Raw genomic sequence first — 10,395 nt, 5'->3', positions numbered from 1 at the left:
CAGGCTCGCACCTTGGCTCTCCACGCCCGAGCCGCCGAAGCACGTCCAGCCCTGCCCGGCCGACCTCCGGTCCTTCTGCTCGGCGAGGGCCACCTGGCTGGGCGGCACCCTGAAGAGGATGACGTGGTGGACGACGTCGGGGCTCCCCGGGACGACGTCGACCCCGGTGACGACGGAGTCACGCGTCACCTCGGGGTCGAGCAGGAAGCAGCGGTAGTCGTCGGTGCCGGTGCGCGGAGGCTTCGGCGTGTAGGCCTCCGGCATCGCGAGCGTGACGAAGCGCTCGCCGGCGCGCAGGGGGACCTTGGTCGGGGTGGGGCTGGCGTGACCGGCACCGTGGGGGCCGTGTGGCGTGCTGGGCGTCGGGGTGGTGGTCGGCCGCGCCGTGGCGGTGGTCGGCCGCGAGGTGGTGGTGGTGCCGCCCTGGGACGGCGCAGCGCCCGACGTCGGGTCGCCCGTGGGCGAGCAGGACGCCACGAGCAGACCGACCACTGCCGCCGTCCCCGCCCAACCCGCCTTCACAGCGCGAGTCTAGGGCCAGACCGGCGGCGCTCTCGGCGGTTGCCGGAGCGAACGGCGCTCTCGGCGGTTGTCGGCGCGAGCGGCGCTCTAGGCAGTGGCCGCCGCGAGCTGCCCGCAGGCGCCGTCGATGTCCTGGCCGCGGGTGTCGCGGATCGTGGTCGGGATGCCGTGGGCGCGCAGCCGCTCGACGAACTGCTGCTCGACGCCCGGGCGGGAGGCGGTCCACTTCGAGCCAGGGGTCGGGTTGAGCGGGATCGGGTTGACGTGCACCCAGCCCCTGCCCCGCGCGTTGAGCTTCTCCCCCAGCAGGTCGGCACGCCAGGCGTGGTCGTTGATGTCGCGGATCAGGGCGTACTCGATGCTGACCCGCCGCCCGGTCGTCCCGTAGTAGCGGTACGCCGCGTCCAGGGCCTCGTCGACGCTCCAGCGGGTGTTGATCGGCACGAGCTCGTTGCGCAGCTCGTCGTCCGGGGCGTGCAGCGAGAGCGCGAGCGTCACCGGGATGCCCTCGGCGGCGAGCTTGTCGATGCCCGGGACGAGCCCGACGGTCGACATGGTGATGCCGCGGGCCGACAGGCCCAGGCCGTCGGGGGCGGGGTCGGTCAGGCGCCGGATCGCCCCGATCGCGGCCTTGTAGTTCGCCAGCGCCTCGCCCATGCCCATGAACACGACGTTCGAGATCCGCGACGGCCCGGAGGACACCGGGGGCGCGGTGCTGTCGTCGTCCTCGCTGCCGAGCTCGGCGCCCTCGGGCGTGGCGGAGCCCGCGGCGAGGTCGCCGTGGCGGAGCGTCCGGGCGGCCTGCACGACCTGCTCCACGATCTCGGCCGCCGACATGTTGCGCGTCAGGCCGGCCTGGCCCGTCGCGCAGAACGGGCAGTTCATGCCACAGCCCGCCTGGCTCGAGATGCAGATCGTCACGCGCTTCGGGTACCGCATGAGGACCGACTCGACGATGGCGCCGTCGTGCAGCCGCCACGCCGACTTGATGGTCGCACCGTCGTCTGCGGTGCGCTGCACCAGCGGGGTCAGCAGCGGCGGCAGCAAGTCGCGCACCAGGTCGTCACGGATTGCCTTCGGCAGGTCCGTCATCTCCTCCGGCGACTCGACGAGCCGCTCGAAGTAGTGCATCGACAGCTGCTTGGCCCGGAACCCCTTGTGTCCTAGCGCCTCGACAGCCTCCTTGCGCTCCGAGGGGCTGAGGTCCGCGAGGTGGCGCGGCGGCTTGCCGCGCCGTGGGGCGGTGAACGTCAGCTGGCCGGGCCGCGGCTTCTCGGTCGTGGGCTCGGGCAGGTCGACGGCGGGGTTCTCGGGCATCCCCGCCAGTGTCTCAGCACGACGGCCCGCACAGGAAATGCCGGTGGGCCGCGACTGAGGGCCGCAGGCGGCGCCGGCCCTGGCGCTCTAGGTGTTGGGCACGAAGACGGACAGCAGCGCCCACGTGAGCGGGGCCGTGATGAGCAGGGAGTCGATGCGGTCCATGACGCCTCCGTGCCCGGGCAGCAGGTGGCCCATGTCCTTGATGCCGAGGTCGCGCTTGATCGTCGACTCGGTCAGGTCTCCGACGGTCGCACCGACTGCCACCACCACGCCGAGGATGAGCCCGGCCCACCACGGACCGTCGAGGATGAAGTGGATGGCCAGGGCCGCGCCCGTCATGCACGCGACCAGCGAGCCCGTGAAGCCCTCCCAGGACTTCTTCGGGCTCACCGAAGGGGCCATCGGGTGTCGGCCCCACAGCACTCCGAACGCGTAGCCCCCGACGTCGCTCAGCACCGTGACGAGGACGAAGACGATGACGCGGCCCACGCCGTCGGGGGCGGCGAGCAGCAGCGAGCAGAAGCTCGCCAGGAAGGAGGGGTAGAGCGCGACGAACATGCCACCGGTGATGTCCCGCATGGCGTCGCCGACGCCGTCCGCGACGCGCCAGAGCAGGATGCCGACGCAGGTCAGCCCGAGGGTGAGGCCGAGTGCCTGCCCGCCCCCGACGTACGCGGAGCCGATCATGCTGACCAGTCCCACGAGGCTCGGGACCAGAGGGACGAGGATGTTGGCCTGCGCCAGCGCCCTGCGCAGCTCCCACACGCCGAAGCCCACCGCCACGATGACGAGGGCCAGGAAGGCCTCCTTCGCCAGCGCCAGGGACAGCAGGATGATCGCCCCGAGCCCCACCCCGACGCCGATCGCCGCGGGCAGGTTGCGGCCCGCCCGCGACGGCCGGCGCCCGCTGCTGCGTGTCGGTTGGGGTGACGCACCGGCAGCCGGGAACGTCGGGGCGCCGGGGGCGGAACCGGGCGCCGGCGTCGACGAACCAGGCGTCGACGAACCAGGCGTCGAGGAACCAGGAGTCGAGGAACCAGGAGTCGAGGAACCAGGCGTCGAGGGGCCAGGCGTCGGCCGGGCCCGGGGTCCGGTCGGCGCGGCGCCGGGACCAGCGGGGGTGGCCGGCGCGCTGGAGCCGCCGCCGGAGGACTCCTCGGAGGCTGCGGTCGCGCCGGCGGAGCGGCTCTCCCTCAGCTGGCGGCGGGTGGGGTACGGCGTCGTCATGGTGTCAGGCGGGGGCGCTGCTGCTCGGGGTCTTTCAGACCTCGCGCAGCTCGGCCTCCTTGCCCTTGAGGAGCTCGTCGACGGAGTCGACGTACTTGCGCGTCGTCGCGTCGAGCTCCTTCTCGGCCCGGGCACCGTCGTCCTCCCCGACCTCGCCGTCCTTGACGAGGCGGTCGAGCTCGTCCTTGGCCTTGCGCCGGATGTTGCGGATGGACACCTTGGCGTCCTCGCCCTTGTGCCGCGCGAGCTTGATGTAGTCCTTGCGGCGCTCCTCGGTCAGCTGCGGCAGGACGCACCGGATGACGTTGCCGTCGTTGCTCGGGTTCACGCCCAGGTCCGAGTCGCGCAGGGTCTTCTCGATCTCGTGCATGGCCGACTTGTCGAACGGTGAGATGAGGATGGTGCGGGCCTCGGGCGTCTGGAACGAGGCCAGCTGCTGGAGCGGGGTCGGCGCACCGTAGTAGTCGACCATGAGCTTGTTGAACATCCCCGGGGTGGCCCGGCCGGTGCGGATGCCCGCGAAGTCCTCCTTGGCGACCTCGATGGCCTTCTCCATCTTCTCCTCGGCCTCGAGCAGGGTCTCGTCAATCATGTCGGCTCCTTCGGGGCCCTCTGTGGCTCCGGATGGTCGGTCGTCGGGTCTCGGCGACCGGTTCGTGTGGGTGGTGGTGCTCCAACTGTGCTGCGGGTCGAGCGGGGTCGCCCGACGCGGCTCCTGCCGCCTTCGGCCCGGTGGCGTGGGCGGGGCGTCAGTCGGCCGTGACGAGCGTTCCGATCCTCTCACCACGGATCGCCCGCACGACGTTGCCCTCGCCCTCCATGCCGAAGACGACCATCGGCAGCTTGTTCTCCATGCAGAGACTGAAGGCGGCCGCGTCGACGACCCGCAGGCCCTGCTGGAGAGCGTCGCCGTAGGTGATCTCCTCGAGCTTCGTGGCGTCGGGGTTCAGCCTGGGGTCGGCGTTGTAGACGCCGTCGACGCCGCTCTTGCTCATGAGCACGGCGTCGCACTTGATCTCCAGCGCGCGCTGCGCGGAGACCGTGTCGGTGGAGAAGAACGGCATACCTGCACCGGCACCGAAGATGACGACCCGGCCCTTCTCGAGGTGGCGGATGGCGCGGCGCGGGATGTAGGGCTCGGCGACCTGCCCCATCGCGATGGCCGTCTGCACCCGCGTCTCCACGCCCTCCTTCTCGAGGAAGTCCTGGAGGGCGAGGCAGTTCATGACGGTGCCCAGCATGCCCATGTAGTCGGCGCGCGTGCGGTCCATGCCCTGCTGCTGCAGCTCGGCCCCGCGGAAGAAGTTGCCGCCACCGACGACGACCGCGACCTCGCGGCCCTCACGCACCGCTTGGGCGATCTGGCGGGCCACGCCTCGCACGACGTCGGGCGCCAGCCCGATCTTGCCGCCGCCGAAGACCTCGCCGGACAGCTTCAGCAGCACCCGGTGGTAGGAGCGGTTCTCGGTGCGGCCGGCTCCGTCAGTGGTCACGTGCTCCTCCAGAGGGGCTCGATGGCGGGTCGCTCGATCTTTCCACACCACAGCGCTGTGTCTCGACCCGGGAGCGCTCTGGGACAATCGGCGAGCCATGACCCAGACCTCCGCCGCTCCCGTCACCGTTGCCATCACCCGACGGGTCCGCCCCGAGGACGAGCTGCTCATGCAGGCCTGGGTCCACGCCGGGACCTCCCTGGCCGAGCGGTTCCCGGGCTTCCTGGGCACCGGTTGGGTGCGCCCGGCCGCCGGCTCCGAGGACTGGCACATGCTCTACCGGTTCGACTCCCCGGCGAGCCTGGCGCGCTGGGAGGACTCGCCGGAGCGCACGAGGTGGCTGCGCTCCGCGCAGGACCTCGTCGAGCACACCCGCGTCGAGCACCGCACCGGCATCGAGGGCTGGTTCGACGAGCCGCGCGAGCGGTCCGTCAGCGACCTCGCCCCGCCGGCGCCCGCGCGCTGGAAGCAGGCCGTGGTCATCTGGGTGGCGTTCTTCCCCACCAACCTGCTCTTCACCTGGCTCCTCACGCCCCTGCTGGGGCACTGGCCGCTGGTGCTGCGGGTTCTCGTGTCCACCCTGCTGCTGACTCCGTTGATGACCTACCTGGTGCTGCCGCAGGTGACCAGGCTCCTCCAGCCGTGGCTGGCCGGGAGGGCTCGGAACCGCGCGGGCTAGAACCCGGCGTTCCTGAGCAGGAACTCCGTCTCGGTGTCACGGCCGCCGCGGGGGTCGGGCGCGGCCTCGACCTCCTGGGTGGTCACCAGCTGGTCGGGCGCCACCCGCTCGGGCAGGCGCGTGAAGTCCGGCAGCGGGCGGTCTGCCCGCTCCTCGGCCTCGCGGCGCTCGCGCCGCCCCTGCCTGCGTCCCACATCGCCAGTATGCCGCGCGCGCGGCCCGGCCACGCGGCATACCGGGCGTGGGCCTCCCGGCGGGTTGCGGGGACTCGGCAGGTGGGTGCGGTGCCGGGCCGTGGAACGGCGCGAGGCCCGCCCCCTCAGGGGACGGGCCTCGTGCCGTGGTGCTGAGGCGTCAGCCGCCGACCCGGAACCGCGCGAAGGACTGCGCCTGCGCGCCGGCCTCCTCGAGGACCTTGCCGACGGTCTTCTTGGCGTCCTTGGCGAACGGCTGCTCGAGAAGGACGTTCTCCTTGAAGAAGCCGTTGACGCGACCCTCGACGATCTTCGGAAGGGCGGCCTCGGGCTTGCCCTCCTCCTTCGCGGTGGCCTCGGCGACGCGGCGCTCGTTCTCGACGGTCGCAGCGTCGACCTCGTCACGGGTCAGGACGGTCGGGCTGAACGCGGCGATGTGCATCGCGACGTCGCGCGCGACCTGCTCGTCGCCACCCTCGGTGGCCACCAGCACGCCGATCTGCGCGGGCAGGTCGGGGCTGGTCTTGTGCAGGTAGGACACGACGTTGCCACCCTCGAGACGGGCGACCCGCTTGACCTCGATCTTCTCGCCGATGGTGGCGTTGGCCTCGTCGAGCAGCTCCTGGACGGTCTTGCCGTCGGGCAGGTTGCTCTTGAGGAGCGCGTCGGCGTCGGCCGCGCCGGAGGCAACGGCCTGGTCGAGGACCTGCTGGGCGAGGGCGCCGAACTTCTCGCCCTTGGCCACGAAGTCGGTCTCGCAGAGAACCTCGACGAGGGTGCCCACGCCGTTGCCCGCCTGCGCGGCGACCAGACCGTTGGAGGTGGTGCGGCCCTCGCGCTTGGTGACGCCCTTCAGGCCCTTGACGCGCAGGATCTCGGTGGCCTTGGCGCGGTCGCCGTCGGCCTCGTCGAGAGCCTTCTTGACGTCGAGCATGCCGGCGCCGGTCTGCTCGCGCAGCGCCTTGATGTCAGCGGCGGTGTAGTTCGCCATAGATGTTGTCTCGCTTCGTCGTTGATGTGGTCGTCGGTGCTGGGTGGCTCAGGCCTTGGCGTCGGCGTCGGTCGCGGCCTCGGGGACAGCGGCCTCGGCCTCGGCGGCAGCCGGAGCGTCGGCAGCGGCGGTCTCGCCGGCCTCCGGGGCGGCCTCACCGGCAGCCGCGGCGGCGTCGCCACCGAGGAGCTCGCGCTCCCACTCGGCGAGCGGCTCGTCACCGGCAACGCCCTCGGCCGGCTCGCCGGACTTGCCGGAAGAGCGGGCGATGAGGCCGTCGGCCACGGCGTCGGCGATCACGCGGGTGAGCAGGGTGACGGAGCGGATGGCGTCGTCGTTGCCCGGGATCTTGTAGTCGACCTCGTCGGGGTCGCAGTTGGTGTCGAGGATCGCGATGACCGGCAGGCCGAGCTTGCGGGCCTCGTCAACCGCGAGGTGCTCCTTCTTGGTGTCGACGATCCACACGGCCGAGGGGACCTTGGCCATGTCGCGGATGCCGCCGAGGGTCTTCTCGAGCTTGTCCTTCTCACGGGCGAGGATGAGGAGCTCCTTCTTCGTGCGGCCCGAGCCGGCCACGTCGTCGAAGTTGATCTCCTCGAGCTCCTTCAGGCGCGTGAGGCGCTTGGAGATCGTCTGGAAGTTGGTGAGCATGCCACCGAGCCAGCGGTGGTTGACGTACGGCATGCCGACGCGGGTCGCCTGCTCGGCGATGGGCTCCTGCGCCTGCTTCTTGGTGCCGACGAAGAGGATGGTGCCGCCGTGGGAGACGGTCTCCTTGACGAAGTCGTAGGCGTTGTTGATGTACGTCAGCGACTGCTGCAGGTCGATGATGTAGATGCCATTGCGCTCCGTCATGATGAAGCGCTTCATCTTGGGGTTCCAGCGACGGGTCTGGTGCCCGAAGTGGACGCCGCTCTCGAGGAGCTGGCGCATGGTGACGACGGCCATGCCGTGTTCTCCCTTGTGTCGTTGTCAGTTGTTCCCGTATGCCGCGCGGCCGGCTGGAGAGCCCACCTGCGGCATACGCGCCTGGCGCCTGCAACGCACCCCACCGGCATCCGGCCGGACTGCTGTGGTGCGCCCCTGTTCGGAGAGTGACCTCGTCACAGGTGGAAGACGCGCGAATTAGGCCTCGTGCGCCTCGGGCACACGTGACCGCCGCCCATCGTACGGCGTCTGCGGTTCAGGTGAGAAATCGCACCTGTGCTGCCCCCGGCAGCACGGGCGCGGCCCGGCGAGGTCGTGGGCGCTACGGCGCGGCGCTGCCCGTCGTGAGCTGCTCCTGCCCCGGCCCCGCCGCGACGAGGCGCTCGAAGAGGTCGACGTACTGCGTGAGGTGGCGGTCGCCGAGGAAGAGGTCCCGCACCCGCGAGCGGGCGCCCGTGCCGAGCAGGCGGGCGTACTCCTCGTCGGTCAGCAGGTCGACGAGCATGGTCGCGAACGCGTCGAGGTCCTGCGGGTCCTGCAGCAGCAGTCCGCTCTCGCCGTGGACGATCTGGTCCTGAATGCCACCGACCGCGCTCGCGAGGACCGGCTTGGCCTTCCACATCGGCTCGGTGACCGTGAGCCCGAAGCCCTCGACGAGGCTCTTCTGGACGACGACCGCGGCCCGGCGCTGGAGGGCGTTGACGAGGTGGGCGTTCTCGTCGACGTCGTCCATCGGCAGGCAGGCGAGGTGGACGCGGCGGCGGGCCCTGGCCGGCAGCGTCGCCCAGAGCCCGCGGCACTCCTGCAGCACCTCCGCTCCCTCGGGGTCGTCGGAGACCCCGGCCACGTCCGGTCCCGCGAGGAGGAGGTGCACGTCCCGGGGCAGGTCGGAGAGGTGGCCGGCCACGCCGGTGAGCACGCCGGCCATGTCCTTGAGGCGGTCCCAGCGGCTCACCTGGAGCACGAACCGCGCACCCCGCGGCATGGGCGGGCCGTCGACCATCAGCCGGCGGTGTCCGCGGACCGTGCCTGTGCTGCCGTCGCGCCGCGTGAAGGCCAGGCTCCCGTGGTCGGGGGTGGTGTTCTTCAGGGCCGCCTCGTGCAGGGCTGCGTCGACGTCGGCCGGCGTCAGGTCCACGTTCTTGGCGGTGAACGGGTCGAGCGACGGGGGGATGACCCAGAGCCGGTCGGTCGGCACCCAGTCCGGGGCGTACGCCCGGCGGGAGAAGATGAACGCTGCTGCGTGCTCGATGTGCGGCCGCAGGAAGGCCCACCCCACCTCGGTCAGCTCCGTGGGCGTGTCGCGCCCGATGTGGCACCGCCAGACGACGTGGGCGCCGCGTTCGGTGAGCACCCGGGTCAGTCCGGCGGTCTGCGGGTCGTGCAGCAGCACGATGTCGCCGGGGCGGACCATCGGTGCGAGCGTCGCCGCGTTGCGCTCGAGCACCTCGTGGTAGACCACCTGCTCCTGCAGGCCGAGCGGCCCGCCGTCGCCGGCCATGCCGTGCAGCACGTTGTGCAGCCGTTTGGTGATCGCGAAGAAGGCCGGGTCGCCGGCCAGGACGAGCCAGCGGGTGCTGACCCCCGCGCCGCGGGTGTAGGCCAGCAGGGCCTGGAGCATCTCGGCCACTCCCCCGCCCTGGGCCGTGGCGTTGACGTTCCAGATGGTCCGGCCCTCGAGGATCTCGCGCGCCCGGTCGACGTAGCGGGCAAGTCGCGCCGCCCGCGCCGGCTCCAGGAGCCCGGCGAGGCGGTCCAGCGGTACTGCGTCGATGTCGACTTCCCGCACGGGATCATGCTGACACGCCGACCGGCTCCCGGCCCGCGTTCGCAGTAGCCTCGCCGGCATGGGCAATCCCCTCGTGAGCCGGATGCAGGGCTTCGGGACGACGATCTTCGCGGAGATGTCGGCACTCGCGGCCGAGACGGGAGCGGTCAACCTCGGTCAGGGCTTCCCCGACACCGACGGGCCGCCCGAGATGCTGGCGGCTGCCACGGCGGCCATCGACGGCGGCCGCAACCAGTACCCGCCCGGTCCCGGTGTCCCCGAGCTGCTGGAGGCGGTGGCGGCCCACCAGTGGCGCTTCTACGGCGTCGAGCTCGACCCCCGGTCGCAGGTCCTGGTGACGGTCGGAGCCACGGAGGCCATCGCGGCTGCCGTGCTCGCCCTCTGCGAGCCCGGTGACGAGGTGGTCACCTTCGAGCCCTACTACGACTCGTATGCCGCCACGATCGCCCTCGCCGGCGCGGTGCGCCGCACGTCGGTGCTGCGCTTCCCCGACTTCGCCGTCGACGAGGAGTCGCTGCGGGCGGCGTTCTCCGACAAGACCCGGCTCGTGCTGCTCAACACGCCGCACAACCCCACCGGCAAGGTGTTCACCCGGCGCGAGATCGAGCTCGTGTGCGAGCTGGCGCGCCAGCACGACGCGTGGGTGGTCACCGACGAGGTCTACGAGCACCTGGCCTTCGACGGCCTCGAGCACGTTCCCGTGGCGACCATCCCCGGGATGGCGGAGCGCACGCTGACGATCTCGTCGGCCGGCAAGACCTTCTCCGCGACCGGCTGGAAGGTCGGCTGGGTGAGCGGGCCGGACGAGGCCGTCGCAGCGGTGCGGACCGTCAAGCAGTTCCTGACCTATGTGGCGTCCGGGCCGTTCCAGCCGGCCGTCGCCGTCGCGCTCGGCCTGGGCGACGACGTGTACTCCGGGCTGGCGAGGTCGCTGCAGGCCAAGCGGGACCTGCTCGTGGAGGGCCTCCGGTCGGCGGGGCTCGAGGTGGCGGTGCCCTCGGGGACGTACTTCGTCGTCGCCGACGCGGCCCCGCTCGGTGCCGTCGACGCGCTCGACTTCTGTCGCCGGCTCCCCTCCCTCGCGGGTGTCGTCGGCGTGCCCGTGTCGGTCTTCCACGACGACCCGGACGCTGCGCGGACCCTGGTGCGGTTCGCGTTCTGCAAGCGGGACGACGTCCTGGCGGAGGCGGTCCGTCGCCTGGCGTCCGCGAGACTGGGCGCGGCGGGCTGATCCCGAGGCGCATCCGGCGCAT

At 71.8% G+C, this 10,395-nt stretch carries 10 protein-coding genes and 1 pseudogene; 2 read left to right on the top strand and 9 right to left on the bottom strand.

Features of this window, described 5'->3' with window-relative positions; genetic code table 11:
• The 5 genes and pseudogenes from VIB11_RS00750 to pyrH all read right to left on the bottom strand — a co-directional run.
• Positions 1-522, bottom strand: a pseudogene (locus VIB11_RS00750) (hypothetical protein); the annotation flags it as partial.
• 87 nt (positions 523-609) lie between these two features.
• Entirely contained in the window at positions 610-1,839 is a 1,230-nt protein-coding gene (gene rlmN, locus VIB11_RS00745) for a 23S rRNA (adenine(2503)-C(2))-methyltransferase RlmN (RefSeq protein WP_332027392.1), read from the bottom strand.
• Between the two features lie 87 nt (positions 1,840-1,926).
• Positions 1,927-2,694, bottom strand: a complete 768-nt coding sequence (locus tag VIB11_RS00740; RefSeq protein ID WP_332027391.1) for a phosphatidate cytidylyltransferase — start codon at positions 2,692-2,694, stop codon at positions 1,927-1,929.
• Positions 2,695-3,103: 409 nt separating this feature from the next.
• Positions 3,104-3,661 (bottom strand): ribosome recycling factor, encoded by a 558-nt coding sequence (gene frr / locus VIB11_RS00735; protein WP_332027389.1) that lies wholly within the window; start codon positions 3,659-3,661, stop codon positions 3,104-3,106.
• Between the two features lie 157 nt (positions 3,662-3,818).
• Positions 3,819-4,562 carry a UMP kinase gene (gene pyrH / locus VIB11_RS00730; protein ID WP_332027387.1) on the bottom strand — a complete coding sequence of 248 codons (744 nt, stop codon included), beginning with the start codon at positions 4,560-4,562 and terminating at the stop codon, positions 3,819-3,821.
• Positions 4,563-4,659: 97 nt separating this feature from the next.
• Here pyrH and VIB11_RS00725 point away from each other — a divergent pair, with 97 nt between their 5' ends.
• The gene (locus VIB11_RS00725) at positions 4,660-5,241 is read left to right on the top strand and encodes an antibiotic biosynthesis monooxygenase (protein WP_332027385.1); all 582 of its coding nucleotides are present in this window, start codon (positions 4,660-4,662) and stop codon (positions 5,239-5,241) included.
• Here VIB11_RS00725 and VIB11_RS00720 read toward each other — a convergent pair.
• From VIB11_RS00720 to VIB11_RS00705, 4 genes are all read right to left on the bottom strand, one after another.
• A complete protein-coding gene (locus VIB11_RS00720; RefSeq protein ID WP_332027383.1) occupies positions 5,238-5,435 on the bottom strand; it encodes a heme biosynthesis protein HemY in 198 nt (65 codons plus the stop codon). The two genes, VIB11_RS00725 and VIB11_RS00720, sit on opposite strands and share 4 nt — an antisense overlap.
• Positions 5,436-5,595: 160 nt before the next feature.
• On the bottom strand, positions 5,596-6,426 hold the full coding sequence (gene tsf, locus VIB11_RS00715) for a translation elongation factor Ts (protein ID WP_332027381.1): 831 nt from the start codon (positions 6,424-6,426) through the stop codon (positions 5,596-5,598).
• Positions 6,427-6,474: 48 nt separating this feature from the next.
• A complete protein-coding gene (rpsB, locus tag VIB11_RS00710; protein ID WP_332027379.1) occupies positions 6,475-7,374 on the bottom strand; it encodes a 30S ribosomal protein S2 in 900 nt (299 codons plus the stop codon).
• A 301-nt stretch (positions 7,375-7,675) separates the two neighbouring features.
• Positions 7,676-9,142: a glycosyltransferase gene (locus tag VIB11_RS00705; protein ID WP_332027377.1), complete on the bottom strand. Its 1,467-nt coding sequence runs from the start codon at positions 9,140-9,142 to the stop codon at positions 7,676-7,678.
• A gap of 58 nt (positions 9,143-9,200) precedes the next feature.
• Between VIB11_RS00705 and VIB11_RS00700 the strand changes: the two genes are divergently transcribed.
• Positions 9,201-10,373 carry a pyridoxal phosphate-dependent aminotransferase gene (locus tag VIB11_RS00700; protein WP_332027375.1) on the top strand — a complete coding sequence of 391 codons (1,173 nt, stop codon included), beginning with the start codon at positions 9,201-9,203 and terminating at the stop codon, positions 10,371-10,373.
• Positions 10,374-10,395 lie beyond the last annotated feature (22 nt).

This window comes from Pedococcus sp. (assembly GCF_036554925.1).
In the GTDB taxonomy this organism is placed as follows: domain Bacteria; phylum Actinomycetota; class Actinomycetes; order Actinomycetales; family Dermatophilaceae; genus Pedococcus_A.
This window is presented reverse-complemented; position numbering and strand designations above follow the sequence as displayed.